Origin of the sequence: Pandoraea sp. NPDC087047, assembly GCF_044745225.1 — a bacterium.
In the GTDB taxonomy this organism is placed as follows: domain Bacteria; phylum Pseudomonadota; class Gammaproteobacteria; order Burkholderiales; family Burkholderiaceae; genus Pandoraea.
In genome coordinates this window covers 293,632-319,009 of sequence record NZ_JBIUZU010000004.1, presented here as the reverse complement: position 1 = coordinate 319,009, position 25,378 = coordinate 293,632, and the positions used below count along the sequence as shown (strand labels likewise).

23 protein-coding genes are annotated in these 25,378 nt (G+C 63.3%); 6 read left to right on the top strand and 17 right to left on the bottom strand.

The window, feature by feature from the left end:
- Positions 1–15: 15 nt before the first annotated feature.
- The 5 genes from ACIPHM_RS09425 to ACIPHM_RS09405 form a co-directional block, all read right to left on the bottom strand.
- Positions 16–2,460, bottom strand: a complete 2,445-nt coding sequence (locus tag ACIPHM_RS09425) for an autotransporter outer membrane beta-barrel domain-containing protein (protein WP_400327209.1) — start codon at positions 2,458–2,460, stop codon at positions 16–18.
- Positions 2,461–2,564: 104 nt separating this feature from the next.
- Positions 2,565–3,836, bottom strand: a complete 1,272-nt coding sequence (locus tag ACIPHM_RS09420) for a porin (RefSeq protein ID WP_400327207.1) — start codon at positions 3,834–3,836, stop codon at positions 2,565–2,567.
- 88 nt (positions 3,837–3,924) lie between these two features.
- Positions 3,925–5,046 carry an alginate lyase family protein gene (locus tag ACIPHM_RS09415; RefSeq protein ID WP_400327206.1) on the bottom strand — a complete coding sequence of 374 codons (1,122 nt, stop codon included), beginning with the start codon at positions 5,044–5,046 and terminating at the stop codon, positions 3,925–3,927.
- Positions 5,047–5,080: 34 nt separating this feature from the next.
- Positions 5,081–5,866: an HpcH/HpaI aldolase/citrate lyase family protein gene (locus tag ACIPHM_RS09410; RefSeq protein ID WP_400327204.1), complete on the bottom strand. Its 786-nt coding sequence runs from the start codon at positions 5,864–5,866 to the stop codon at positions 5,081–5,083.
- A gap of 85 nt (positions 5,867–5,951) precedes the next feature.
- Complete coding sequence (locus tag ACIPHM_RS09405) at positions 5,952–6,719, bottom strand: SDR family NAD(P)-dependent oxidoreductase (RefSeq protein WP_400327202.1); 768 nt, start codon at positions 6,717–6,719, stop codon at positions 5,952–5,954.
- Positions 6,720–7,059: 340 nt separating this feature from the next.
- Here ACIPHM_RS09405 and ACIPHM_RS09400 point away from each other — a divergent pair, with 340 nt between their 5' ends.
- The 6 genes from ACIPHM_RS09400 to ACIPHM_RS09375 all read left to right on the top strand — a co-directional run bounded on the left by ACIPHM_RS09400 (position 7,060) and on the right by ACIPHM_RS09375 (position 14,453).
- Entirely contained in the window at positions 7,060–8,052 is a 993-nt protein-coding gene (locus ACIPHM_RS09400) for a LacI family DNA-binding transcriptional regulator (protein WP_400327200.1), read from the top strand.
- Between the two features lie 67 nt (positions 8,053–8,119).
- Positions 8,120–9,364: a glucarate dehydratase family protein gene (locus ACIPHM_RS09395; RefSeq protein WP_400327198.1), complete on the top strand. Its 1,245-nt coding sequence runs from the start codon at positions 8,120–8,122 to the stop codon at positions 9,362–9,364.
- 37 nt (positions 9,365–9,401) lie between these two features.
- Complete coding sequence (locus ACIPHM_RS09390; protein WP_400327197.1) at positions 9,402–10,316, top strand: 2-hydroxy-3-oxopropionate reductase; 915 nt, start codon at positions 9,402–9,404, stop codon at positions 10,314–10,316.
- Between the two features lie 133 nt (positions 10,317–10,449).
- The gene (locus ACIPHM_RS09385) at positions 10,450–12,036 is read left to right on the top strand and encodes a methyl-accepting chemotaxis protein (protein WP_400327195.1); all 1,587 of its coding nucleotides are present in this window, start codon (positions 10,450–10,452) and stop codon (positions 12,034–12,036) included.
- A gap of 61 nt (positions 12,037–12,097) precedes the next feature.
- Positions 12,098–13,597 carry an EAL domain-containing protein gene (locus tag ACIPHM_RS09380; protein ID WP_400327193.1) on the top strand — a complete coding sequence of 500 codons (1,500 nt, stop codon included), beginning with the start codon at positions 12,098–12,100 and terminating at the stop codon, positions 13,595–13,597.
- Positions 13,598–13,808: 211 nt separating this feature from the next.
- A complete protein-coding gene (locus ACIPHM_RS09375; RefSeq protein WP_400327192.1) occupies positions 13,809–14,453 on the top strand; it encodes a hypothetical protein in 645 nt (214 codons plus the stop codon).
- A gap of 83 nt (positions 14,454–14,536) precedes the next feature.
- On the opposite strand, the gene ACIPHM_RS09370 is transcribed toward ACIPHM_RS09375, so the two are convergent.
- The 12 genes from ACIPHM_RS09370 to ACIPHM_RS09315 all read right to left on the bottom strand — a co-directional run bounded on the left by ACIPHM_RS09370 (position 14,537) and on the right by ACIPHM_RS09315 (position 25,310).
- Positions 14,537–15,619: a porin gene (locus tag ACIPHM_RS09370; RefSeq protein ID WP_400327492.1), complete on the bottom strand. Its 1,083-nt coding sequence runs from the start codon at positions 15,617–15,619 to the stop codon at positions 14,537–14,539.
- 321 nt (positions 15,620–15,940) lie between these two features.
- Positions 15,941–16,783, bottom strand: a complete 843-nt coding sequence (locus ACIPHM_RS09365; RefSeq protein WP_400327190.1) for a fumarylacetoacetate hydrolase family protein — start codon at positions 16,781–16,783, stop codon at positions 15,941–15,943.
- A 3-nt stretch (positions 16,784–16,786) separates the two neighbouring features.
- Positions 16,787–18,322: an aldehyde dehydrogenase family protein gene (locus tag ACIPHM_RS09360; protein WP_400327188.1), complete on the bottom strand. Its 1,536-nt coding sequence runs from the start codon at positions 18,320–18,322 to the stop codon at positions 16,787–16,789.
- Between the two features lie 13 nt (positions 18,323–18,335).
- Positions 18,336–18,764, bottom strand: coding sequence for a cupin domain-containing protein (locus tag ACIPHM_RS09355; protein WP_400327186.1), 429 nt, complete (start codon positions 18,762–18,764; stop codon positions 18,336–18,338).
- Entirely contained in the window at positions 18,761–19,540 is a 780-nt protein-coding gene (locus ACIPHM_RS09350) for a ribonuclease activity regulator RraA (RefSeq protein WP_400327185.1), read from the bottom strand. Before ACIPHM_RS09350 ends, ACIPHM_RS09355 begins: the two co-directional genes overlap by 4 nt.
- Positions 19,537–19,941, bottom strand: coding sequence for a RidA family protein (locus ACIPHM_RS09345; RefSeq protein WP_400327184.1), 405 nt, complete (start codon positions 19,939–19,941; stop codon positions 19,537–19,539). The genes ACIPHM_RS09350 and ACIPHM_RS09345 overlap by 4 nt, the downstream gene beginning before the upstream one ends.
- Positions 19,942–19,984: 43 nt before the next feature.
- On the bottom strand, positions 19,985–20,923 hold the full coding sequence (locus ACIPHM_RS09340; RefSeq protein ID WP_400327183.1) for a VOC family protein: 939 nt from the start codon (positions 20,921–20,923) through the stop codon (positions 19,985–19,987).
- On the bottom strand, positions 20,923–21,663 hold the full coding sequence (locus tag ACIPHM_RS09335; protein ID WP_400327182.1) for an ABC transporter ATP-binding protein: 741 nt from the start codon (positions 21,661–21,663) through the stop codon (positions 20,923–20,925). The genes ACIPHM_RS09340 and ACIPHM_RS09335 overlap by 1 nt, the downstream gene beginning before the upstream one ends.
- Positions 21,656–22,420 carry an ABC transporter ATP-binding protein gene (locus ACIPHM_RS09330; protein ID WP_400327180.1) on the bottom strand — a complete coding sequence of 255 codons (765 nt, stop codon included), beginning with the start codon at positions 22,418–22,420 and terminating at the stop codon, positions 21,656–21,658. Before ACIPHM_RS09330 ends, ACIPHM_RS09335 begins: the two co-directional genes overlap by 8 nt.
- On the bottom strand, positions 22,417–23,271 hold the full coding sequence (locus ACIPHM_RS09325) for a branched-chain amino acid ABC transporter permease (protein WP_400327178.1): 855 nt from the start codon (positions 23,269–23,271) through the stop codon (positions 22,417–22,419). The genes ACIPHM_RS09330 and ACIPHM_RS09325 overlap by 4 nt, the downstream gene beginning before the upstream one ends.
- Entirely contained in the window at positions 23,244–24,182 is a 939-nt protein-coding gene (locus ACIPHM_RS09320) for a branched-chain amino acid ABC transporter permease (RefSeq protein ID WP_400327177.1), read from the bottom strand. Before ACIPHM_RS09320 ends, ACIPHM_RS09325 begins: the two co-directional genes overlap by 28 nt.
- A 24-nt stretch (positions 24,183–24,206) precedes the next feature.
- Positions 24,207–25,310 (bottom strand): ABC transporter substrate-binding protein, encoded by a 1,104-nt coding sequence (locus ACIPHM_RS09315; protein WP_400327175.1) that lies wholly within the window; start codon positions 25,308–25,310, stop codon positions 24,207–24,209.
- Between the last annotated feature and the right edge of the window lie 68 nt (positions 25,311–25,378).

Sequence of the window (25,378 nt, the reverse complement as noted above, 5' to 3'; positions counted from 1 at the left end):
TTGGCCGCACGCCCACTATTTCTGGTACGTGAGACCGACGTTGACCGCGAGCGGTCGCGAATACCCCTGCCCCTTCGCATAACTCACGTCCGCCGAGAACCGCATGCCACGCTCGAGCAGCAACGTCAGGCCCGCGGTCGCCGTGAACCAGTTGCCCGGTGTCTGCGCAGTAATGTCCGTGCCGGCAACCGTTACGGTCTGCGTGTTGGAGAACATATGCACGCCATTAAGGCTCGCGAACGGCCTGACGCTCATGCCCAACACGGAGAACGGTTTGCTCACGGTGACGCCAGCGCTCGCCAGCGTCGAATTCTGGCCGCCGAGCGACACCGGCATGCCTGAATCAAGCGTGTAGCTGCCGGAGTTCGCATGCAGATACGTGAGCGACATGCGTGGCTCGAGCGTCCAGTCCCCGGGCAGCGACAATCGCCGGCCGGCCGCGAGCGAGCCCATGAAACCGCCACTGTGGTAGTTCCCCGAGTTCGCGTTGCCGGTCGTCGCAAAGTCGTGCGAGCCGCTTAGGAACCGCAGCGCACCTTCGCTGTACCAGCCGTTCATGCCGGCCAGGCCACCGTAAATGCCCAGGTTCCATGGATAGCTGTTCGCCGTCCCGCTCGAACCAACCGTCGACTTCGCTTGCGCCACGCCCCCCGCAATCCCGACAAAGGCATTGCCGTAGGGCAGTCCGAAGCGCAGGTCGCGGCCGAACTGGATGCCGCCGGCGTCGACACTCGACGAAACGCCGGACGATTCGACAGTGAATTTCTCGGCAAAAACGCGCACCCACAGCCCCTGATCGCTCACACCACTGCGCAACTGCTCAAGGCGCGCATAGGTCTGTTCCATCTGCTGGTACCAGATCATGTTGGCAACCGACGGCAGCGCCTGAACGATCGACGCCGCGTCGCCCAGACGTCCGGTGTCGTAAAGGTAATACCCGCCACCGCCCGACGCCAATCCGTATCTTTCCGACCCCACATCGACGCCGCCATTGGTCAGCGCGAACGTGGCGTTGTTGGTCGTGCCGCTGATCAGTTGCAGACGTGTGCCGGCCGCCGGGGTTGTCGTGCTGGTGTCGGACAACGCGAGAACATAAGTGCCCTGGGCACCGTTGACGATGAGTTGATCCGACAGTCCGGCGGCGACATTGCTGTTCAGACTGAACAGGCCCGATCCCGACAGGCCGTTGATGGCGAGCGTCTTGTAGCCTGCGGCGTCCGGCGGCGTGAAAACGACCGAGCCGCCAGCAAGCGTGAGGGAATTGGCCGTGGCGAGCGCGTTGCCGGTAATCGCCACCGACGAGGTCGTTGTGATTTGCAGGGTCCCCGCGACGCTGCCGGAAGTGAATATCGGTGACGGCACCGTCCCGCCCGCCGAGGTTCCCCCCACGAACAGGCTCGCCGTGCCGCCGCTGTTGATCACACTACTCATGGCGACACCACCGCCCGCGACCTGCTGCACGCCGCCAGCGAAGACCACCGTGCCGGTGGCCTGACCGCCGCTGGAGACGGATTGCGTGCCTGCCGACAAGACCTGCGTACCACTCGCCGAGCCCCCCGAGTAGACCGTCTGCCGGGCCTTTTGGCCCACGCTGGTGTTGATCGCGTTACCGCCGGCCGAAACGTACTGCGTCCCTCCCGAGGACACCGCGCCGACAAGTATCGTGTTGATCGCCGTGCCGCTCGTCACCGTCTGACGCGCAAATGCGCTCACGACCGTGCCGATCGCCGTGCCACCGCTGGTGACCGCGGCGCTGCCGCCGGAGTTGATCACGGTGCCGCTCGCAACGCCGCCAGCCACGGTTTGCAGGCCGCCGTTATTGACCACCGTGCCGCTGGCCCGCCCGCCGGCCGCGATCGACTGGGTGCCTGCCGACGCGATCGTCGCACCGATCGCAGCGCCGCCGGACGACACCGTCTGCTTGCCCGCGATCGTGGTCGCCGACGCCGTGCCGGACACGATTTGCGTGCCGCCTCCGACGATCATGGCGAGGTTGTCCGACGCTCCCGACATGATCGTCTGCGAGCCCCCCGAGTTGATCGTGGTGTTGGCCGTTGCCCCGCCGGACGAGACGATCTGCTTGCCCCCCACGTTCACCGTCGCCCACGACGCGGAACCCGATACCGTCTGTGTCCCGCCGCTATTGACCACGGCCTGGGTGTCCGTGCCGCCCGCCTGAATCGTTTGCTTGCCGCCCGAGTTGATGATGGTCGAGACGGTAGCGCCGCCGGCACTCACGGTTTGCGCGCCTGTCGCGTTGATCGTCGTGCCGGTGACGGTGACACCCGTGCTCACGTTCGCGGCGCAGTTCGCATTCGGCGGCAAAACCTGGTTGTCACACAACGCCCATGCCGGAGCGGCAAGCACCGGCAGCACCAGCGCCATGCACGTCGAGAGCGCATTCAATCTCAAGACGTTGTGTGCACCGCCCGTAGCCGTGCTTCTGGAGTTCGTCTTCATGATGATCCGTTGTCATGCCGCGCGGTACGTTGCCGTGCAGCTGTCTCCTGCCTTCGTCGCCCCAGACTCGCGGCGACCCCTCGCGCATTACTGCGGCTGCATTCTCAGAAGATGTGCATGATCGCGAAGCCGAAGCCGGTGGGATTCACGCCCGCGGTTCGCGCATTCACGCTTTGTACGACCGGCACGGAATCGAAGTCGTAAAGACCGGCACTTCGGTTCCAGATGTGGCTCACGAAAGTGGATACGAGCGTGCGCTTGCTGAACACGTACTCGTAGACAAGCGAGGCCTGTTGCGCCCCGGTGCTGCTCGAAACCCCCGGCATGCAGCTCGCGCTCGAGCCGATGGCCGCGCCCGTGCACCGCACGCCACGCGCGATGGCGTAGGTGCCGAGAATCTCGTGACGGCCGAACGACTTGCCCAGACTGATCGTCGCGGCCTGACGCGAGATACGTCCCTGACCGGCGGTAGCGTTCTTGCCGTAGGTGCCGTCCGAGCCGGAGTAGTCGAGGCCGAATGCGAGCTTGAAGGTGTCGGTCAGCGCGTAGCGTCCAACGATGCGATGCGACCAGTCGTTGCTTTCGCCCTTGGCCAGCTTGCCCTGATTGCTGCGCGATTCGTAGATGTACTGGAGATAGAGTGGGCCCTCGCCATAGCTTCCCGACAAGCTGTAGACGCTGTCGCGATTGCCCGTATTGGCGTTGCCGCTCTGGCTGTTGCTGTACAGAAAGTGCCCGACGAGACCCGAGGAATCCTTCGATGTCGAGTACAGCACCGAGTTGGCGACGCGATTGTTGAATTGCAGCGACGTGCCGTTGATGGTGGTCATCAGCGTCGTCGGGCTTGCGATCGGCAGTTGGTTGCCGATGAACTTGTAGATGCCGACGGAGTTATAAAGTGGCGAGGTCAGCAGGCCCAGCTTCATCACGCCGAACGTGTTGTTCTGCACGCCGAGGAACGTATCGCGGCCCGAAAAGTTTCCACTGCCGTCGGTGTTGGTGCCGGTACCGACGTTGATGGTGTTCTCCAACTGGAACAGAACCTGCCAGCCCGCGCCCAGATCCTCGGCGCCGCGAATGCCCCAGTAGGAGCCGTTACTCGCGAAGGCTGCGTTGGCTGGCTCCCCGCTCTGCCCGTTGCGCGCACCGGTGGCGCGAATGTAGGAAATGCCGGGATTGAGCAGGCCATAGATCTGCAGCACGTTGCCCGGCACGTTGAAGCCGTCGCCCCCGACGATGCCGGTCAGGGGATTGAAATCGGCGGCTTCGGAGTCTGCAAAGGTGGGGGCGGCCCCACTCTCCTGCGCTCGCGCAGGTGCCATGCTCGCGATACAGGCGCAAACAAGGCCCGCCGTCGCAAAAATGCGTCGTTTCATTTTGTCTCCTCGATGTCACACGCGCTTCGGCGTGTATGCGGCGAGCATCGTTGGCCCACCGTCTACTTATCTGTGTGCGTGCGGCCGCTCAGGCCGGTCTGGCAAAACGGCGTGAATACAAGGCCCGTACCGGCGGCGGCGCGGGGGGTAATGCCGCACTCACCGGAACGAAAGCGGCGTCGAGTTGTGCGGCGATGTGATAGAGCGTGGTAGAGGACTGCGGCTGCCAGAGCCCGGAAAATCCCTTCACGCCAGCCGCGGCGCGGCGCTGATCGAACGGCACCGAGCTGTTGACGAACTCCTCGTGCTGCTTCTCGCCAAGCGCGTACGGTTGCAACCAGGCCAGCGCCTTTGCGAGCTTTCTGCCGGTGCGCTCAGCGCCGTACCAGTCTTCGCCATGCGCGGCCGCCAGGGTCGCTGCGCTCAGCATCGGCTCGAGCGTGTAGACCACGTAGTGCAGGGCATCGCGTTGCACGAAGTCGTAGGTGCTGCCGTCGTCGCGAATGTTGCTATCGACATGAGCGAAGAAGCGCTCGCGCGCAGCCGCCACGCGAGCGGCGTCGCCGCTGACGAACGCGCCCGCGGTGGCCAGCTTGATGCGGTGGCTTTGCCAGTTGTTCAGCCCGGTGGAATGGTCGCCCACGCGGTGCGGCACCGCGCTGTAGCCGTCGGCGAGCGCCCGGCCGAATTCGCGCATGGCGGCAACGGTCTCGGGAGCGAGCCGCGCTCGTACCAGATCGAAGCCGAAGATCCAGGTGGCGACTTCCGTTTCGTCGATGGGATCGAACGACGGGTGGTAGACGGCAAGCCAGTCGCGCACGTAGGCAACAGCCCGCTCCAGGTGCGCTTCGTCGCCCGACAGGCGCCAGGCCAACGCCTGAATCACCGTATCGCGCCAATCCCCCTGCGCGAGCACACTGTCGTCGCGATTGCCCTGGTGCGGCAGCATGCCCTGCGTATGGACGACTGGCATGACATGGGAGGCGCGCCCCAGGGATTCGCGCGCTTTTCGCACCACCGATGCGGCGACCTTCTCGGGGACACGCGCGCGCAAGGCGTCGGCTTGCGTCTCCGAGATCAGCGCGAAACTTGCGTCGGCCGTCTGCGCTGCGGCCACCCCCGTACCGAAGTGCCACGTCAGTGCACCCGCCGCGCAGGTACCGAGAAAGCGGCGGCGGCCAGGACGATCGAGATCTTCCGTCGACTTCATTGAAATTCACCTCCCATCACAATCACACTTGAGTTCAACCGTGCTGCGATCCGGCCGTCGCCGACCGGGCCTGTGCCAGATGGAATTCCGCACCGCTGCGCAGAATCCCGATGTCGGTGGCAATCGCGACGTAGTCGAAGCCGGCTTGCAAGTAGCGCGCAGCGAGCGTGGGATCCGTCATCAGAATGCCGATCGGCTTGCCCACTTCATGACAGCGCTCCAGCGCCTCGAAAATGGCGCGTTGTACCTCTTCATGTTTCGGATTACCGAGGTGGCCAAGCGCCGCCGCCAGGTCGGACGGGCCGACGAACAGCCCGTCCACCCCCGGCACTTGCGCGATCGCCTCGAGATTGCGCAGTCCGGCGAGCGATTCGATTTGCAGCAGCAGGCAGATCTCGTCATTGGCGCGCTGAAGATAGTCGGCATCGCGACCGTAGCGATTCGCGCGCGTTGCCACCGAAACGCCACGCATGCCGGCGGGCGGATAACGTACAGCGGCTACCGCGCGCTCGGCGGCGGCGACATCGTCGACCATCGGCACAAGCAAGGTCTGTGCGCCGACGTCGAGCACCCGCTTGAACAGCACGGCATCATTCGCCGCGAGCCGCACCACGGCCGATACCCCGCCCTGCGCGACGGTGCGAAGCTGTGCCTGAACCATCGGCAGCTCATTGGCGGCATGCTCCGTGTCGAGCAGGATCCAGTCGTAGTCGGATTGCGTCAGTACCTCGACGGCATTGCTGTCGGCCAACATGCTCCAGACGCCGATCTGTTGTTGCGCCGCGGCCAGACGCGCCTTGAAACGATTGGTTTGCATCATGTCTCCTCCTCACCCGCCCCCGCCGGCTTTGTCAACGCCTCGCGTCGGGCATCAATCCCTTCAGTTCACAACGCCACCCGCGGCTTCAACCGATCGGGGTGCGCAATTGCGCGCTCAGACCGCCATCGACATGCAGGATCTGTCCGGTGATGAACGACGCACTGTCCGACGCCAGAAACAAGATCGGCATGGCGGCTTCACGCGGATCGGCGTGGCGCGCCATCGGCAACCCGCTCGCCGCTGCCGGATCGACCACCTCGGTGTGCGAGTGAGGAATCTGACCGGGGGCAATGGCGTTCGCACGAATGCCGAACCGCCCGAAATCCACCGCAAGGCAGCGCGTCATCGCGTCCAGCCCACCCTTGCTGATGTCATAGATCGCGTTGTTTCTGTGCGCGCGTTGCGCGCCCGGAGAAGACACGCTGACGATGACGCCGTCACGTCCGCGATCGAGCCAGCCCCGCACGACAGCGAGGCTCAGGTCGTACGCCGCGCGCAAATTGACGCCGACGATGTCGTCGAAATCATCGAGCGTTGTATCGGCGGTCGGCTTGCGGCTCTTGGTCACCCCGGCGTTATTCACGAGGATGTGGGCACCGCCCAGGGCATCCGCCGTCCTGACGACGTGCTCGCGATGCGCTGCGTCGGCCATATCGCCGATCACGACTTCGAAGCGCCCGTCGCCCAGCTCATGCGCCAGCTTTCCGAGTGCAGCTTCATTGCGGCCTGTCGCGACGACGTGGGCCCCCGCCTCGTGGAACGCCCGCGCCGTGGCCTGACCAATCGCCCCGCTGGCCCCGGTCACGATGACCACCCTCCCCCCGAAGTCGAATCCTGTCTTCATGTCTGCCATGTGTTGGTTCACGTATCTCGATGCAAATCTTGGAAAACGTTTTCCAAACTATAGCCGCCACCAAAACAGCATGTCAAACGTTTTCCTGAACTGACGCAAGACTGGGAGAATCCGAGCATTGACACAAGCATCGCGCGCCCTCTAAGGTGCACTGAATCTACGTGAAAACCCTTGAAATTTCAGCGCAATACATACCAAAAATGCCAATGCAGTCGTGGTAAACACCAGAGTTGCAGGCACGCAACTTCAGATTTCCCGGTGCAGGTTTTACGTTTTACTTTCGTCGACTTTACGCAAATTCGAAACTCCTCTACCATAGTTAAACGTTTTCCTTTCCGCCATGAAAAAAAGCACGATCACGATTCGCGATGTCGCCGCTGCCGCCGGAGTTTCCACGGCGACGGTGTCGAAGTACATCAATGGCTCCCAGCGTTTTTCTGCGCCGGTTGAGGCGAAGTTGCGCGAGGCGATCGAGCGGCTCGGCTATCAGTCGAATCCGCTGGCCCGCTACATGATCACGGGCCAGACGCGCACCATCGGCGTGGCGATTCTCGACATTCGCAATCCGCATTTCACGAGCATCGTCAAAGGCGCGAACCGGATCGCGTTGCAGCACGACTACACGCTGCTGTTCGTCGACACCGAAGAAAGTCAGGAGCGCGAGCGTCAATTACTCGAGGCGCTCGCGAGGCGCGTGGACGGCATGATCGTCAGTTCGCGCATGCCCGAAGAATCGATCCAGTGGATGATGAAGCTGGACAAACCTGTGGTGTTCTTCGGGCGTTTGTCGCACACCGAGATGCCCAGCGTCGGCACCGATGGCTACCGCGCCGCCTATATGCTCGCGGAGCACCTGGTCAGGTTCGGCCACAAGCGCATTGGCTACCTCGGCTTCGCCGGCTCGCGCTGGAACGAGGAGCGCATTCGCGGCGCACGCGAGTGCCTGGAGGTGCATCAACTCCCGCTCACGGTCTTCGACGCGGCCATGCCATCGGCGGCCTCGGGTGAGCGCGCGTGCTCGTCGATCATGCTCGCGCCGCAGCGCCCCGACGCCCTCATTTGCTACAACGACCTGATCGCCATGGGCTTCATGAAGGAAGCCCAGGCGCTCGGCTTCAAGCTGCCTCAGGACATTTCCGTGACCGGCATGGATAACGTCTCGTTCGGTGAGTACATCTCGCCGGCCCTCACCACGGTCGACATGCAGAGCGAGAAGATGGGCGAGTTGGCCATGCTCAAGATGCTCGACGCCCTGAGCGGCGCCGCCGAAAACGGCTATTCGATGCTGGAGCCGCAATTGGTGCTGCGCGACTCCACGATACGCAGGACATAGCACCCCACCTTCGGGGCGCGACGACGCAAAAGACGGCTTGCGCGCCCCTCTCAGGAAAATCAAAACGATGAAGATCGCCGCCGTACGCGTTACCCCGATTGCCATCCAGGATCCGCCGCTGCTCAATGCCAGTGGCGTACACGAGCCGTATTCACTGCGCGCCATTATCGAGATCGAAGCCGACGACGGCACCGTCGGCCTGGGCGAGACGTACGGCGATCGCCCGGTCCTCGAAGCGCTGCTGCGCGTGAAGGACGCGCTCGTCGGACTGTCGCCGTTCGATTTGAACGGCTTGCGGCGTTGCGCAGCCGGCGGCACCGCAAGCCCGTCGACCCACGCGCCCGCTTACGCCGACAAGCCGGACGCCAAGGTCTTCTCCGCTTTCGAAGTGGCAATGCTCGACCTGCAGGCGCGATTGATCGGGGTTCCGCTGCACGAACTGCTGGGTGGCGCGGTGCGCCGGCAGATTCCGTTCTCTGCCTATCTCTTCTTCAAGTTCGCGCACGACGTCGATCCCTCCTACGCGCCCGACCCGTGGGGCGAGGTGCTGAGCGAAGCACAACTCGTCGGCGAAGCACGCACGATGATCGAGCAGTACGGCTTCGGCAGCATCAAGCTCAAAGCCGGCGCGCTCGACCCGGAGCATGAAGTTGCCTGCCTGAAGGCGCTCAAACGCGCATTTCCCAACCACCCGCTGCGCATCGATCCGAACGCCAACTGGTCGCTGGAGACGAGCATCCGCATGGCCGAATTGCTTGCCGGCGATCTTGAGTATTACGAAGACCCCACGCCGGGCCTTGAGGACATGGCAAGACTTCACGCGGCGACCGGCTTGCCTCTCGCGACCAACATGGTCGTGACGGATTTCGAGGAATTCCGCCGCAATATCGGCCTGAACGGCGTACAGATCGTCCTGTCCGATCACCATTACTGGGGCGGGCTGCGCGCGACGCAGGTGCTCGCGCAAATGTGCGACACATTCGGGCTCGGCCTGTCCATGCACTCAAACTCGCACCTGGGCATCAGCCTCATGGCGATGTCGCATCTCGCCGCCGTCGTCCCCAACCTGACCTACGCGTGCGACACGCACTACCCGTGGCAGGACGACGAGGTCGTCAAGGGCGGCAAGATCGCCATCCGCGATGGCTGTGTGAGCGTGGGCGATGCCCCGGGACTTGGCGTCGAACTCGATCGCGACGCGCTCGCGACGCTGCACGAACGTTATCTGAGCTGCGGCATCCGCGAGCGCAACGACGTCGCGCAAATGCGCAAGTTCCGGCCGGACTGGCAACGCGTCAAGCCGCGCTACTGATCGGCCCATTCATCAGAACAATCCAGGAGACAGGTTCATGAGCAAGATCGGATTCATCGGCGTGGGCATCATGGGCGCGCCCATGGCAGCGCATCTGCGCGCGCAAGGCCACATGCTGTTCGTCTACAAGCGCAATGGCGTGCTGCCCGAGGCACTGGCGGGCGATAACGTCGAGTCATGCGCTTCGCCGCGCGAAGTCGCCGAACGCTCGGAAGTGATCATCACCATGCTGCCGGACACCCCGGACGTCGAATCCGTCCTCTTTGGGGATGACGGTGTGGCGCACGGTCTCGTGGCAGGGAAAACGGTGATCGACATGAGTTCCATCGATCCCTTGCGCACCAAGGACTTCGCTGCACGCATCGCCGCGCAGGGCTGTGACTATCTCGACGCGCCCGTGTCGGGAGGCGAGGTCGGCGCCAAGGCCGCGACCCTGACGATCATGGTCGGTGGCAGTGAGGCCGCGTTTGCGCGGGTGAAGCCGCTCTTCGACGCCATGGGCAAGAACGTCACGCACGTGGGCGATGTGGGCGCAGGACAAACCTGCAAGGTAGCCAACCAGATCATCGTGGCGCTCACCATCGAGGCCGTCGGCGAAGCGCTCGTTTTCGCCGCCAAAGCCGGGGCGGATCCCGCGCGCGTTCGGCAGGCGCTCATGGGCGGCTTCGCGTCGTCGCGGGTGCTTGAAGTCCATGGCCAGCGCATGATCGACCGAACCTTCGCACCGGGCTTCCGGGTCGAGCTTCACCAGAAGGATCTGGGACTGGCGCTGGGCAGTGCGCGCGCACTCGGGGTCGCCCTGCCGAACACGGCGTCCTGCGCGCAGTTGTTCAATCTGCTGAGCGCCCAAGGTGACGAATCGCTCGATCACTCCGCTCTCGTCAAGGCCATCGAGCTGATGTCGTGCCACGTCGTCGGCGCATCGGCACCCGCGAAACCGCCCTCGAACTGACGCGCTCGTTGGTCTGGTGTAGCGAGACCTGCCGTTCGCCGCCGATGCGGCCCAACGGCAAGGCCCGCTATCGCTGCACCGCCGTTATTGCCGGTCGCATCCGCCACGTTTCGCCACCTCGCCAGAGCGCGCAATGAACCGACTTTCAATCAAAACCCGCCTGATCCTGCTGGTCGCCGGATTGCTCATGCTCCTGGCGTTCGTGTCCGGTGTCGGCATATGGCATCTGCGCGCAGCCAACGCGTTGATGGAGTCCATGTACAGCAATCGGGTCGTTCGGCTGGGCCAACTCCGAATCGTGAAAGACGCCTACGGGGCACGCATTGGCGGTACCGCGCACAAAGTGCAGGACGGGCAGATCAATCCCGGCGAAGCGATCAGACGCATCCGGGAGGCGCAGGCGGATATCGCAAAGGAATGGCACGACTTTCGCGATGCCGACCATGCCGATCGTGAAGTCGATTTGATCCAGCGCATGACACCGGTGCTGCGTCGTGCCGATGCGGCGACTGCCCGGTTGCTGGCCCTGCTCGATGCCAACGATACCAATGGGTTGCGAGCCTTCGTCGCCAATGAGATGGGCGCAGCGCTGGATCCTCTGGCGCCGATGATCGTGGCCCTCACCCAGGTGCAGGTCGATCTGGCGGCACAGACCTATGCGCAAGCGCAATCCACCTACGGGCAAACCGTATGGCTGGGGATCGTGGGCACCGTGTCGGTGTTGACGGTCGTCGCCCTGGCCTGCGGGGCCCTGATCCGATCGATTACGAAACCCCTCGCGCAAGCGGTCGGCTTCGTCGACACGATCGCCTCGGGCGACCTGTCGGCGCGCATCGACGTCTGCGGTCGCGATGAAGTCGCCCAACTGCTTGCCGGGTTGCAGCGCATGAACGACAGCCTGCACGGAACCGTGCAGGAGGTGCGCTTCGGCAGTGAAGCCGTGGTCTCGGCGACCCGGGAAATCTCGGCGGGCAATCTGGATCTTTCGTCACGCACCGAGCAGCAAGCGGCGTCGTTGCAGCAAACCGCATCGAGCATGGAAGAGCTCTCGAGTACGGTCGGTCATAACGCACAGAACGCGCGAGCGGCGAACGCGTTGGCGGCAGAGGCGTCCTGCATCGCCCAACGGGGCGACGCAACGGTGGCGCGTGTCGTCGACACGATGGACGAAATCACGGCAAGTTCGGCCAAAATCGTCGAGATCATCGGTCTCATCAACGGCATCGCCTTCCAAACCAATATCCTGGCCCTGAATGCGGCAGTCGAAGCGGCGCGTGCCGGCGAGCAAGGGCGGGGCTTCGCGGTCGTCGCGGCCGAAGTGCGCTCGCTGGCGCAGCGCTCGTCGGACGCCGCGAAGGAAATTCGCCGCCTCATCGATACCTCCGCCGCACGCATTTCGGCAGGCGCAGCGCTCGTCAACGAGGCAGGCCAGACGATGCGAGAGATCGTCGCCGCGGTGTCGCGCGTGAGCGGCATCATGCACGAGATTTCAGCCGCCTCGGACGAGCAGAGCCAGGGCATCGGGCAGATCTCGGTGGCCGTGACCCAGATGGATTCCGTCACGCAGCAAAATGCCGCGCTGGTCGAACAGGCGGCAGCCGCATCGCAATCGCTCACGGGCTACGCCGCACGGCTCGAATCGGCCGTGTCGATGTTCAAGCTGCAGGCGCACCCCGACGCAAGGCATGGGATGCCCGTTACGTCCCTGGCAAAAACGTAGCCATGGACGACGAATCGATGAGCGCCCAATGAGCACACGCGTTATCTCCGTTGTCACCGTCTTGATCGTATGGCTCGGTTGCGCGTTTCTGGGCGCGTCTTATACCGTCGAACATGCAGAACACGCCGTTGCCATAGACCTTACGCTCACGGTGAACTCGATTCTGGACACGGTCATTGCCAGCAGCAGTATCTTCGCGCCCATGCTGGAAAAACCCTGCGCTTCGGTCCAGAGAGCGCTCACCTCGCAGACCTCTCTGGTTCCGTATGTCCGCGAGGTCGCGCTTTTGCCGACGCACGGAGAACCCTGCTCCTCCGCCCTCGGGGACGCAGGCTTTCTCATCGCCACCCCGCCCCACCTCTCGACGGGAGCGCCCGCGATCGATCTGCTGGTGGCGACACGAAACAAGGCCGACACTCCCGTCGTGACGCTCTTCGTTCCGCAGCAGGGCGGCGGCGTGCTTTACATTCTCGAAGGCGTCTATTTTTCCGATGTGCTGCGAACTGCCACACGAATGGGGGCTGCCGGTGCACGGTTGATCATTCAGGGCTCGGGGTCGCTGACCGATCAGGGACGTTTCGCGCCATTGCCGCCGGATGTCGTGCCTGAGCGCAGCTCGCACATTCCACGCCTGTCACGCATCTCGCATGCATCGGCGCAGTGGCCGCTCGACATTTCCGTTACGCCGGACCCGACCGTCTTCCTCGCGACATATCTGCGCTACCTGGCTGTCTCGGCCGCCGCATGTGCAACGCTGGCGGCCATGGGTCTCGTCATGCTGCGAACCACGTTTTCGTCTCGACAACGGCTATTGAAAGATGTGCGGGCGGGATTACGCAAGAACCAGTTTCATCTGGTGTATCAACCGATTACCGACCTTGGCACAGGGCGCTGGGTGGGTGTCGAGGCGCTCATTCGCTGGCGTCATCCCCGCTACGGCACCGTGAGTCCGGGCGCCTACATGAACGAAGTGGAATCGAGCGATCTGATCGGCCCACTGACGCTCTTCGTCCTTCGTCGGGCGCTCGCCGAGCTCGCGCAATGCGATCTTCCCCCGCGCTGGCGCCTGACCATCAATGTGGCGCCATCGCACCTCGCAACCAAAGGCGCCGTCGATGAACTCGTCGCGATTGTCGCGGCACACGCGCAAACCTACGACGTCGTGATCGAGATCACCGAGCGGCAATTGCTGAGGAGCAGCGTTCCCGTGCACCGCGCACTGGAATGCATCAGAAACGCCGGGATGCTGCTGGCCGCAGACGACTTTGGCTCGGAAAGCAGCAACATGGATTTACTGAGCCGATTCAAGTTCGATTTTCTGAAGATAGACCGCCAGTTCGTCGAACATGTCGATCGCGACGGCATGCCGTTCGTCCAGGCAATTCTCTCGCTTGCCCGAGACCTGGGCGTGACCGTGGTCGCCGAAGGCGTGGAAACGGCGTCGCAAGCAGCAACCCTCCAACGCATCGGCGTTCCTCTGGCTCAGGGCTACTACTATTTGCGCCCGGTCCCCATTGAAACACTCAGCGATCACCTCGCGAGCGGGCGTCCGAGCCAGTAGCGCTGGTCAGGACGTGACTCTCCGAGCTGACGAAGGACAGGAGACACTCGGATCATCGCGCCGGGGAGGTCACACGTGCGCTCGGCGATTTGTGCGGGCAACCGCAAGCCGCCGAGGCGCTGATCGCGCGTATAGGCACAACGTTGGCCGATTGCAGAGCGCGACTCCAAGCGTTTGCGCACACGCATCGCCGCGTCGCGTCGCTCGCGCCATGTACGTCACGCAGTTCTTCGACGCACGCCATCTCGGCCTGTATGGCGCGCGCAGCCTTTTTGCCGACGTGATGACAACGCTGGGCGTGCCGAATGCGTGGCAAGGCGCGACCGATTCCTGGGGCATCGGCGTGGGCGGTCTCGACGCGTTGTGCACGGTCCCCGACGCCGGGCTGCTCTACTTCGAGCCGCTGCCTGCTGCGGCGCAACGCATGATGCAGGACAACCGCCTGTGGCGGGCACTGCCAGCCCCAAGCGCAGGACGTGTCGCGTCGCTGGCGCCGTTCTGGGGTTTCGGCATGCTGACCATCGATACGACCGACGGCATCATCATGATCAGCGCCTACGGGTGGGCGTTCGTAAAACCTTTGCGCAAGCTCTACTACAACCTCACGATCACTCTGCTCTCGACCGTCGTCGCGCTCCTGATCGGCGGAATCGAGGTCATCGGCCTGATCGAACAGACGATGCAGTTCTCCGGCGCGTTCTGGCGGTACATCGATCTGCTCAACAATAATTTCGGGCTGCTCGGCTACGCCATCGTCGGGATCTTCGCGATCGCCTGGATCTGCTCTGCGTTGCTATATAGATGGAAGGGGTACGATCGCGAAATCGGCACCGCAGATCAGTACGGATCTGCATGACATTACGGAATCGTTGCACGCTGTAAAAAACCCTCGGGCGGCTTCCCACCCGAGGGTTTTGCATCAACCGAGAACTTCCGCCCTCAGAACGTGTGCTTCATACCGATCATGGTACCGAGCTGGCTGCCACCGGGGATCGGCGAACTGCCGGTATCGCCGCCACTCACGGAGTACGCGAGTGTGCCCCGGTTCTGGATGTAGCCGGCGGTGATGTAAGTCGACGTGCGCTTGGAGAACGCGTAGGAGCCACGCACGGCATACATGATGGCGTTGTTCGGGCTGTTGCTGAAGTTGATGTAGTACACCTGCCCGGCCAACGTGATCGCCGGCGTCAGATTGTAGGACAACCCGCCGTACCAGAGATTGCTGCGGGGCGTGGTGCTGCCGTCGTTGTTACGGTGAATAAGGCCGAGACCGACCTTCGCATTGCCGAACACGGCGTAGCCCGACAGGGACAACCGATTGTCGGTGAGGCTGCTGTTGGTCAGCCCCGCAAACGCGCCGGGACCGCCGCGCTGCGAATCGTACACGGCGGCCACACCCCATTGACCGGTGGAGTATTGCAGCATGGCGGACCATTCGCGGCACGCACGCGAATCCGCCGGATTTTGCCCCGGACAGTTCGTGCCCGAAGGGCTCGGGCCGGCGTTCACGGCATCTCGACCGAAGCTGTACGTCATACCGACGCTCAGGCCGTTGAAGCTTCCCTTGTAAGCGATCGAGTTGTCGTCGCGAGCGTTCGGCAGGTAGTTGTCAAGCGATCCTGCCCCGTAGACGTTAGGTCCCAGAATGTCGGAGTCCAACGTCCCCCAGAACAACATGTTCCACTGACGGCCGATCGAAAGCTGCCCCCATTGATTGGCCAGCCCGACGAACGCCTGACGGCCGAATATCCGGCCACCCTGCCCGGCCGTTCCCGAGTTAGGGGCAAAACCCGACTCCAGCACGAAGACCGTCTTCAGCCCGCCGCCCATGTCTTCGGTACCACGGAATCCCCAGCGCGACGGCATGCTGCCCGTGATGCTCGGCACACGCATCACGGTGGAATTCGCTGTGCCGATGTGATTGACGAACTCGACACCGGTGTCGATGATGCCGTACAGCGTGACCGACGACTGCGCGTAAGCCGACCCCGGCAAGACCGCTGCCCCCATCGCGGCCAACATCGCCGCCCCCGCAACCCACTTCCCCTTATTACTCATGTCAGATGTCTCCTCCATCCTTGGGTAAATCACTTCCATTGCTTCGTTAAGAACTGCTACGCCCACGCCTGCCTAAAGAGTCTTCACGCCTGTTTTCACGGTCGACGCCCGGTGCCAAACCGCGTTTTCACGTACATGAGGGACGAACGAATCCGCAACGCACCGATGTGCGCCGACCAGGCCCGCCCCAAGAGGGCCTCCAGACCGTTCAGTCCTGTGCGAAATTCCGGGAATGCGGGAGCGGTCCGTTGACCGCTCCCGCCCGCCGAATTGGCTTTCGTGCGACTACTGCTGCTGCGCCAGTAAGTCGTTGGTCAACGTGCCGATGCGCTCCACCTCGACCTCAAAGCGATCCCCCGCCTTCAGCCACACGGGCGGCTTGCGCGACTGGCCGACCCCGCTTGGGGTGCCCATGACGAGGACATCTCCCGGACCGAGGGTCATGCACTCGGCCAGCAGGGCGATGGTGCGATCGACGGGGAAGATCATGTCGTCGGTGTTCGCGTCCTGCACCACTTCGCCGTTAAGACGTCCCTGAATGCGCAAACCGGTCGCCCCCGGCGGGAGTTCATCCGCCGTCACCAGCACCGGGCCGAAAGCACCGGTGTCGTCGAAGTTCTTGCCGATAGTCCATTGCGGTGTGCGACGCTGGTAATCGCGCACAGAAACATCGTTGAACAGGCTGTAGCCGAACACGTACGAGAGCGCATCTTCCATGCGCACGTCACGCGGCACGGTCCGACCGATGACGACGGCCAGTTCTGCCTCGAAGTCGAGATGGGTCGAGACTCGCGGAACCCGGACCGGTTGACCGTGCGCCACCAGCGAACGCGCGCTGCGCAAGAACAACCAGGGATAGTCCGGCTCGTCCCGGCCGCCCTCTTTCGCGTGATCGCGATAGTTCAGCCCCAGACAGACGATGCTGACCGGGTCCGGCACCACCGGCGCAATGACGAGGCGACTCAGCGGCACACCCTGACCGTCCTGCAGCGCCGCCGACGCAAGTACCTGAACATCCATACCCCGCTCGAGCGCGTTGCGCAGGCTCGTGCCCAGGCTGAACCAGCGATCGCCTTCGACGACGCCCACATGGGAACGGCCGTCCTGAATGACAGTCGACAGACGCATCTCTCAACCCTCCAGCTTCAGCAACTTGTCCCAGGGCGATTCCCCGCTCCAGTTGATGCAGACACTCTGGCGGCGCATATACCCCTTCCAGGCGTCGGAGCCGGCCGTGCGGCCGCCACCGGTTTCCTTCTCGCCGCCGAAGGACGCACCGACGTCGGCACCGGTCGTCCCCATGTTGACCTTGGCGATGCCACAGTCACTGCCTTCCGCAGAGAGGAAACGCTCGATGTTGTGGAGGTGCGTGCTGTGAATGCCGGACGCCAGCCCTTGGGCCACACCGTTATGCATGTCCAGCGCCTCGTCGAACGTGTCGTATTCGACGACGTACACGATCGGTGCGAACGTCTCGTGCTGGAGGCAAGGCCATTCATTGCGTGCGTTTGCAATGATGGTCGGCTCGACATACCAGCCCGGACGATCGATGCGCTTGCCGCCGAACACGACCTTCGCCCCGAGTTGCTGCGCCTGCGCGACGGCCTGCTCGAAATGGCCCACGGCCGCCTTGTCGATCAGCGGACCGACGAGTGCGCCCTCTTCGCGCGGATCGCCCACCTTGATCTGCGCAAAGCACTGCGCCAGCTTCTCGGTGAACGCCTTGGCGACGCTGCGATGCACGATGACGCGGCGCGTGCTAGTGCAACGCTGGCCGGTCGTTCCCACCACGCCGAACGTGATCGATCGGGCAGCGAGGTTCAGATCGGCCGTCTCGTCGACGATGCAGCCGTTATTCCCAGAGCACTCCAGCATGTAGCGACGGCCCAGCGTCTGACCCACGGTCTCGGCCACCCACTTGCCCACGCGCGTCGAGCCCGTGAACGAGATCATCGAGATGCGCGGATCTTCGACCAGACGCCCCGCAGCCTTGTCGCTTTCCGGCAGGTACAGCGAAAACACGCCGGGCATGTCGAGCTCCTGCATCGCCTGTTCGGCGATCCGTTGCAGGGCCAGTGCCGTGAGCGGCACCTTGGGGCTCGGCTTCCAGATGACGGTGTTGCCGCCGATGGCCGCGAGGAAACCGTTCTGCGCCCAGACCGCGGCAGGAAAGTTGTAGGCCGAGATAATGCCGACGACGCCCAGCGGCAGCCATTGGTCGTACATCCGGTGGCGGGCGCGCTGCGACTGCTGCGTGAAGCCGTAAAGCATGCGCGACTGGCCCGCGGCGAGACGCGCCATGTCGATCACTTCCTTGACCTCGCCCTTACCCTCGGCCACCGACTTGCCGGTGTCGATGGCGACAATGCGCCCGAGCAGGTCGTGGTGCTGCGCACACAGCTCGCCGATGCGCGTCATCAGCTCGCCGCGACGCGGCGGCGGCACCATACGCCAGGTACGATGCGCCTCGAGCGCCGCAGCGGCGATGCGCTCGTAGTCCTGCTCCGTAGCGCCGCCGAGTTGCGCCGTCGTCTCGCCGGTGCTTGGGTTGATGGCATCGATATGCACCGTGGCGTCGGCACCGAGCCAGCCCGTGGCGCTGCTATGGGAACCCGGATGACGGGCGCTCAGGCCCAGCCCGGTTAGTACTTCGCGAATGTCGAACATTGCGTGAAACTCCTCAGGCCTTCTTGGCCAACATGTCGCCGATAGTCTCGTCGGTGTGAAACACCGGCTTCTCGTAGTAATGCGGGCCGTCGTAAATCTCAATGAGACGGCTGAATTCATGTGCGATCGTCGGGCCGTGCGGGTGATCCTTCGGATTCATGTAGAAAGACCCCGGCACCAGACGCAGCTTCGAATCCGTGTATTCGTACTCCCCTTCGAGGCAATACATGAACTGATTCGAAGCGTGGGAGTGCTTCACGGGAATGCGGCCGCCCTTCTGGTACTCCAGCAACGCAATGCTCGCGCCCGTCTGTTCGTTCTTCCAGAGAAAGTACTGACGGAATCCGTACTCTGGGAAATCGATCCACTTCTGCGGATCGAGGTCCTGCGAATGCAGCAGAACTTCGAGCGACTTCAGCGACATATCACCTGACGTATTCATTGCGACACCTCCAAAGATGGACGCCCGGCCAACACCCAGCGGTCGTATTCCTGCCGGCTCTCCGGCGTTGCGGGAAAGAGCCCGAAGATCGATCGGCCCATGGCGATGTTCTGCGCGGCGAATTCTTCGTACTCCACTGCGTCCACGGCCTCGTCGGCGATCTCTTCGACGAGATTACGGGGAATCACGACGACACCTTCGGCGTCCCCGACGAGCACGTCACCCGGATAGATGGCGACGCCGGCACAACCGACCGGGCCATTAAGTTCCACGGGATGCATGGCGATCGGCGTCGCCGGCGGTGCGGACTGGCGCTGATAGGCTGGCAGTCCGGTATCGCGCACGGCCGGCGTGTCGCGAAAGCCGCCGTCGGTCACTACGCCCGCAACCTGCCGCTGGCGCATGCGCAGCGCCATGAGGTCGCCAGCCGCCGCGGAGCGCACGCAGCCGCCCGTGTCGATCACGAGCACGTGTCCTGGCGGGCACTCTTCGACCGCGCGCCGATGCAGGTTGTCGCTGCGGCCGTAGTTGGCCATCGTATCGATGTCTTCGCGCGACGGCATGAACCGCAGCGTATAGGCCGGGCCGACCATACGCTCCTGCCCTTCCGACACAGGGCTCAGCCCCAGCAGATAGACGTTCCGGAACCCACGCTTGAGCAGTGCGTTGGCCACGTTCGCCGTGCCGACCTTCGTCAGCTTGTGGCGTGTGGAATCGTCGAGCGCCGCGGGTTGCGCCGAAGCGGCCACGGGCGTCGATGGCTGGTTCGTACTCATACCGGACGACCTCCGTGACCGAGCGCTGCAACGGCCTCGATCTCCACCAGGATTTCCGGCTGCGCCAGCGAGCTAACTTCCACCAGCGTCGCCACCGGGAATGCGCCGTCGAAGAACTCGCGGCGCGCGCGCCAGACTTCCTCGCGGTGCTCGATACGCGTCATGTAGATGTTGATCTTCACGACATCGCGCATGGTGCCGCCTGCGGCCGTCACCAGGTGCCGGATGCGATCGAAGATCAGTCTGGCCTGCTCGTACTCCTCACCGCCGGTCGGTTTCAATTGCTTGTCGCGCGCCGTCAGGCCCGCCACGTAGACCGTGTCGCCGGTCTTGAGGCAGTTCGACCAGGTGCCGGGGGCGGGTTCCGTGACCTCTGCGCTGGTAATGCGTTGAATTGTCATGCGTGCCATTCCGCTCTAAAAGGGGATGATTCGGGATTGGATTTCACTCGAAGAAATCTTTTGGCGGTTTGGCCCCCCATTGGGTGGTCTCGTCCGCCGTACCTGTGAAGACCGTTGCGCGATGCTCGTCATTGACGACATCGCCATCGGTGTAATGCTCGATGCGGAATCCGAACGGGTCCCGCCAGTAGTCGAAGATCTGACTGCCCAGCAGGTGACGCCCCACGCCGCAATCCAGCGTGTAGCCCTTCTCGAGCAGAAAGTCGTGTGCCGCCATCACGGCATCGAGTCCGTCCATTTCGAACGAGCAGTGATGTACGCCGGGCTCCGGACTCTGCACGATGAGCATGCAATGGTGGTCGACCCAATGTTTGCCGCCGTCCACCCGCAGGAAACTGCCGATCACCCGCACGGGTTCTCCCGGCACGCCGAGATGGTCCGACGCCAACAATCCCAGGCGTTCGCGCAACCAGTTCACTGACGCATCGTGATCGCTGACGTGCAGCACGAAATGGCCCAGACGCTTGACCGGCCAAGGCGTGCGGGAGACGCGTACCGATTCGTTCTTGCGCGGCTTGGAATGCGCGCTGTTGAAATCGGGGTCCAGAGGCGTGCGCACCGCACCGGGCACGCCGGCGCAGAGAACGGCGTCGATCTCGAAACCGTCGGGCATGCGCATGCGCACACGCTCGCCGCCGGTCGAGATCTCCGACATCGCCTCGATCGAACCTGACCCATCGAGCGCCGCGAGGCGCACGAGATCGTCGCGCGACGCCACCTGCAGGCCCGCGCCCAGGAACCGGCAGGTTTCGCCAAGCACGGCTTCGTAGACATAGGGGGCGTCGCCGGAGCCTCGCATCAGAAGCCGCTGACCGTCGCAAGGCACCGCGGGGTACATGCCGAAGTCGCGCAGGAAGCTTTCCATGCGTATCAGGTCGGTGACCTGATAGCGGACATAGAGAACGTCAGTTACCCGTACCATCACGCCACCTCCGGTGTGCTATGGGCCGGCTCCGCGGGCGCGTGACCGAGAATCGCCGCCACCAGTCCCGGGTTTGCCTGCGCCTGAACCGACGTTCCTGACCAGGCCAGATTTCCCGAGTCCAGTACGTACACCCGATCCGAGGCGTCGAGCGCCTTGGACAAGTTCTGTTCGACGAGTAGCACCGCCATCCCCTCCTGTTTCAGTCGATGCAGCGCGGCGTAACAGATATCCACATTCTTCGGCATCAAACCCAACGACAATTCATCGATGATGAGCAAGCGCGGCTCCGCCATGAGGGCGCGACCGATGGCGACCATCTGTTGCTCACCGCCGGACAACGTACGCCCCAGCGATTCGAATCGCTCTTCCAGGCGAGGGAAGAGATCGAGCACGCGCCGCATGTTCCTCTGCGACACCTCGCGTGGTCGGCTGTACCCGCCCACGATCAGGTTCTCGCGAACTGTCATGTCGCCGAACAGCTTCCGGCCTTCGGGCGACAGCGCGATGCCTTCTCGCACGCGCGCCTGTGGCGTCAGCGTGGTGACATCTTTGCCATCGAAGCTCACGCGTCCAGTCTTCGCCCGGACGTGACCTGCGATACATTGCAACGTCGATGTCTTGCCCGCGCCATTAGGTCCGATCAGTGCCACGACCTCGCCCGGATTGACTGTCATCGACAGTTCGTGCACTACTACAGCGGCGCCGTAACCGCAGCTAAGGCGATCGATTTCAAGCATCTGCCGCGCCCTCCCCGAGATAGGCGTCCACCACGACCGGATCGCTCATGACCTGCGCCGACGGCCCGTCGGCAATCTTGTGTCCGTTATCCAGTACGACGATGCGCTCGCAGATACGCATAACCTCGGCAATGTTGTGCTCGATCAGCATGATCGTGACACCCGATCGGTTCAGATCGCGAATCAGATCCGCCAGCAGCACAGCTTCCGCGTGCCCGAGGCCCGCGAGTGGTTCGTCGAGCAACAGCATCTGCGGGCGCGTGGCCAGTGCGCGGGCGACTTCAAGCCGCTTGAGCACGCCCAAGGGCTGCGTCGACGGCATTTTGTCTGCTAGCTCGGCGATGCCCACCATGCGCAGGCAGTTCGTCGCCGTCTCGCGCAGACGCTTGCGGTCGAGCCTTGCCATGGCGCGCCACGGCGAGCGCGTGATGTCCGAACCGGCGGCCAGAATCACGTTCTCGAGGATCGTCATGTTCCGGAACGGCCTGACGATCTGGTGCGACATCGCAATGCCGCGCCGAGCGCGCGCCGCGGAATTGAGGCGATTGAGACGCTCTTGACGGAAATGGATCTCGCCGGTTGTCGGAGCGACGACGCCGGAAATCAGCCGAAGCAGAGTTGTCTTGCCGGCACCGTTCGGGCCGAGCAGACCGACGAGTTCACCGGATCGCACATCGAAGGAAACACCGTCGACCGCGACCAGACCGCCAAAGCGAACCCCGATCTCCCGGATGTGAAGCAAGTCGGTGGCGCTCATGCGTTCACCTCCCCACGCAGCCCTTGGGCGCGTGCGATGAACCAGGGCAGCAGACCGCCGGGGACAAAACGCATCATCACGAACAGCAGCAGACCGAACACCAGCAGCTTGTAGTCGTTGATGGCGCGGAACCATTCCGGGAGCAATGTCAGGAGTGCCGCCGCCAGAATGCTGCCCCAGAGGGAGCCCATGCCGCCGATGACCACCATCGCGAGAATCATGACCGATACGGGGAAGCCGAATGCTTCGGTGCCGATCGCCCCGAGATAGTAGGCATACAAACTGCCTGCGATGCCGGCCAGCCCTGTGCCGAGCATAAAGGCGGCAAGTTTGTACTTCGGCGTGTCGATGCCGATGCTGCGGGCGGCGATTTCGTCGGCGCTGACCGCTTCGAAGGCATAACCGAGCCAACTTCGTTTGACCACACCGCACAGGATGGCAATCAGCACGGCACAGCCGATGACGAAGTACGGGAAAACGGTGCCCAGTCCGGCGTCCGGAATCTGCGAGATGCCGATTTCTCCGCCAAGCGTATCGCTCGTTCGTACGATGCCTAGAAAGAGGAAGCCCGCGGCCATCGTGGCGATGGCGAGAAAGTCATCGCGCACTCGCAGACTGCACAGCCCTACTACCAATCCCACGATGCCGGCCGTGATTGCCGAGCTGGGCAGCGTCAGCGTCAGACTGATACCGGCCTTGGCCATGAGTGCTGTCGTGTAAGCACCGACGCCAAAGAACGCTGCATGCCCCAGACTGACTTGCCCGCACAGCCCCGAAATCAGATTCAAACTCAGGGCGAGGATGACGTTGATCGCGATCAACGTTACGAGGGTCGTTTCGTAAGCGCCCATTGCGCAGCTCCCTTCAGTTGCAGTAGCGCCAACAGCGAGCGCCGGCGGTTGGTGCTGGAAAACAGTCCGTCCGGCTTGACCAGGAGGACGCAAAGCATGGCCGCAAACGCGATGCTGTCGCGGTCGAGCACATTGGAGAGATAGGTCGCCCCGAACGCTTCGACCAATCCGAGCAGGAGCGACGCGGCGAGCGTGCCGCCCGTGCTTCCCAGCCCGCCGACAACGATGATCGCCAGTGCCTTGTAGCTGGGCACCGCGCCCATTGACGGCTCCACGAGATTGTTGAGCACACCGACCATGACGCCGGCGGCTGCGGCAAATGCGGAACCGATCGCGAAGTTCAGATAACGCACCTGACGCAGGCTGATACCGCACGATGCCGCCATATGCGGCTCGCTCACCGTTGCACGCCACGCCATGCCCATACGGGTCCGGGTGGCGAACAGCCCGAGTGCGCCCAGCAGCACGACCGCCATGACGAGCACCGCCAGTTCGGCATATTTGATCTGCATGCCCGCCACATTGATGACGCCACTAAGCGGCGGCACGTGGTACGACAGACCATAGTCGCCGAACACGAGGCGCAGGACCTCCTCGATGGCGAGGAACATGCCTACCGAGGCGATCAGCGGCACGTACGGCGGCCGGTCGAGGATCGGCTCGTAGCACATCCGGTACATCACCATGCCGCAAGCCGCCACCACGATCATCGAACCGATAAGCCCGAGCGCAAAGTTGCCGGTGAAATTGGTAATGACCAGGCCAAGATAACCGCCCAGCGCAAAGAGACCGGCGTGTGCAATGTGCAATACCCGCAGCAATCCGAACACCATCGCTAGGCCGATGGCAATCAGGGCGTAGATGGCACCGTTGATCAGGCCTTGCGCGGTCAAATTGAGTATCAAACTCATATCGACTCCCAATTCGTTCTCGCGTTATTGCTCAGGCGGTGCCAACAGCACAGGGTCGTACACGCCGCCGAAACTTTGCCACTTGCCGTCACGAACGATGCTCAGAGGAAAGCCCTTTTTCACCTCATGCAGCTTGTTGAAGCTGATGCTCCCGATCGCGGTCATCGCCTCGGTGTTTTCCAGAGCGGTGCGGATCTTCGCGGGGTCGTCCGACTGGGCCTTTCGCATCGCGGCCACCAGCATCATCACGGCGGCATGCGTGGACGCTGACACGGCTTCGGCCTTACTGTTGGTCTTCGCTTCGTAGGCCTTCAGGAAATCGACGATCTCAGGCTGGTGCGAACCCCAGTCGATGACGTTAGTGATGACCGTGCCCTCGGCGGCCTTGCCCGCAATGTCGATGTACTGCTGCGAGCTGAGCGACTCCGCGCCCACGATATCGGCCTTCACACCGGCGCTGCGCAGTTGCGCGACAAACGGGCCTGCCGTGAAGTAGAAACCGGTGACGTAGATGACTTCCGGGTTGTCCGCCTTGATCGAAGCGATCAGCGGGCCGAACTGACGATCGCTCGGCGCGTATTCGTATTCCTTCACGAGATCGATGCCGAACTTCGGCGCAGCCTGCTTGAAGCCCGCAGCAAGCGTCTTGCCGAAATCGGTCTTGATCGTGAGCAGCACTACGCGCTTCTTGTGCAAGGCGCTGCCGATCACTTTGGCGGCCGCCCGGCCCTGCACCTCACCTACGCTCGTGACACGGAAGATGTATTCGCCCGTTCGCGTGATTTCCGGGGCGAATGCCACGGAAGCGAGATACGGAATCTGTGCCTTCTGGAAGACCGGCGCAGCAGCACGGGACGGCCCCGAGAAGCCAGCAGAGACGACAGCGCGAACACCATCGCCCACAAGTCGGTTAGCGCCCGGGACAGCCTGCTCCGGCTTGCCCTGGTCGTCCATCACGACCAGTTCGAGCTTCTTTCCATTCACGCCGCCTGCGGCGTTCGTCTGCTCGATGGCGAGCTTGGCAGCAGCCAGTGCCGAATTTCCGTCGGCCGCAGCCGGGCCGGTCAGGCCGGCTTCGAAACCGATCTTCGTTACGACCTGTGCCCATGCACCGTGCATCGCGGTCATGGTAAATGTCAGAGCGACGACCCAGCGCACGGGACCGGAGCATTGGCGAGAGAACGCCGAATTTCCAA

Excerpts from the sequence above, each read along its gene's own strand:
- ACIPHM_RS09425 (WP_400327209.1), bottom strand. The coding sequence starts at position 2,460 with ATGAAGACGAACTCCAGAAGCACGGCTACGGGCGGTGCACACAACGTC.
- ACIPHM_RS09420 (WP_400327207.1), bottom strand. The coding sequence starts at position 3,836 with ATGAAACGACGCATTTTTGCGACGGCGGGCCTTGTTTGCGCCTGTATC.
- ACIPHM_RS09415 (WP_400327206.1), bottom strand. The coding sequence starts at position 5,046 with ATGAAGTCGACGGAAGATCTCGATCGTCCTGGCCGCCGCCGCTTTCTC.
- ACIPHM_RS09410 (WP_400327204.1), bottom strand. The coding sequence starts at position 5,866 with ATGATGCAAACCAATCGTTTCAAGGCGCGTCTGGCCGCGGCGCAACAA.
- ACIPHM_RS09405 (WP_400327202.1), bottom strand. The coding sequence starts at position 6,719 with ATGGCAGACATGAAGACAGGATTCGACTTCGGGGGGAGGGTGGTCATC.
- ACIPHM_RS09400 (WP_400327200.1), top strand. The coding sequence starts at position 7,060 with ATGAAAAAAAGCACGATCACGATTCGCGATGTCGCCGCTGCCGCCGGA.
- ACIPHM_RS09395 (WP_400327198.1), top strand. The coding sequence starts at position 8,120 with ATGAAGATCGCCGCCGTACGCGTTACCCCGATTGCCATCCAGGATCCG.
- ACIPHM_RS09390 (WP_400327197.1), top strand. The coding sequence starts at position 9,402 with ATGAGCAAGATCGGATTCATCGGCGTGGGCATCATGGGCGCGCCCATG.
- ACIPHM_RS09385 (WP_400327195.1), top strand. The coding sequence starts at position 10,450 with ATGAACCGACTTTCAATCAAAACCCGCCTGATCCTGCTGGTCGCCGGA.
- ACIPHM_RS09375 (WP_400327192.1), top strand. The coding sequence starts at position 13,809 with ATGTACGTCACGCAGTTCTTCGACGCACGCCATCTCGGCCTGTATGGC.
- ACIPHM_RS09370 (WP_400327492.1), bottom strand. The coding sequence starts at position 15,619 with ATGTTGGCCGCGATGGGGGCAGCGGTCTTGCCGGGGTCGGCTTACGCG.
- ACIPHM_RS09365 (WP_400327190.1), bottom strand. The coding sequence starts at position 16,783 with ATGCGTCTGTCGACTGTCATTCAGGACGGCCGTTCCCATGTGGGCGTC.
- ACIPHM_RS09360 (WP_400327188.1), bottom strand. The coding sequence starts at position 18,322 with ATGTTCGACATTCGCGAAGTACTAACCGGGCTGGGCCTGAGCGCCCGT.
- ACIPHM_RS09355 (WP_400327186.1), bottom strand. The coding sequence starts at position 18,764 with ATGAATACGTCAGGTGATATGTCGCTGAAGTCGCTCGAAGTTCTGCTG.
- ACIPHM_RS09350 (WP_400327185.1), bottom strand. The coding sequence starts at position 19,540 with ATGAGTACGAACCAGCCATCGACGCCCGTGGCCGCTTCGGCGCAACCC.
- ACIPHM_RS09345 (WP_400327184.1), bottom strand. The coding sequence starts at position 19,941 with ATGACAATTCAACGCATTACCAGCGCAGAGGTCACGGAACCCGCCCCC.
- ACIPHM_RS09340 (WP_400327183.1), bottom strand. The coding sequence starts at position 20,923 with ATGGTACGGGTAACTGACGTTCTCTATGTCCGCTATCAGGTCACCGAC.
- ACIPHM_RS09335 (WP_400327182.1), bottom strand. The coding sequence starts at position 21,663 with ATGCTTGAAATCGATCGCCTTAGCTGCGGTTACGGCGCCGCTGTAGTA.
- ACIPHM_RS09330 (WP_400327180.1), bottom strand. The coding sequence starts at position 22,420 with ATGAGCGCCACCGACTTGCTTCACATCCGGGAGATCGGGGTTCGCTTT.
- ACIPHM_RS09325 (WP_400327178.1), bottom strand. The coding sequence starts at position 23,271 with ATGGGCGCTTACGAAACGACCCTCGTAACGTTGATCGCGATCAACGTC.
- ACIPHM_RS09320 (WP_400327177.1), bottom strand. The coding sequence starts at position 24,182 with ATGAGTTTGATACTCAATTTGACCGCGCAAGGCCTGATCAACGGTGCC.
- ACIPHM_RS09315 (WP_400327175.1), bottom strand. The coding sequence starts at position 25,310 with ATGACCGCGATGCACGGTGCATGGGCACAGGTCGTAACGAAGATCGGT.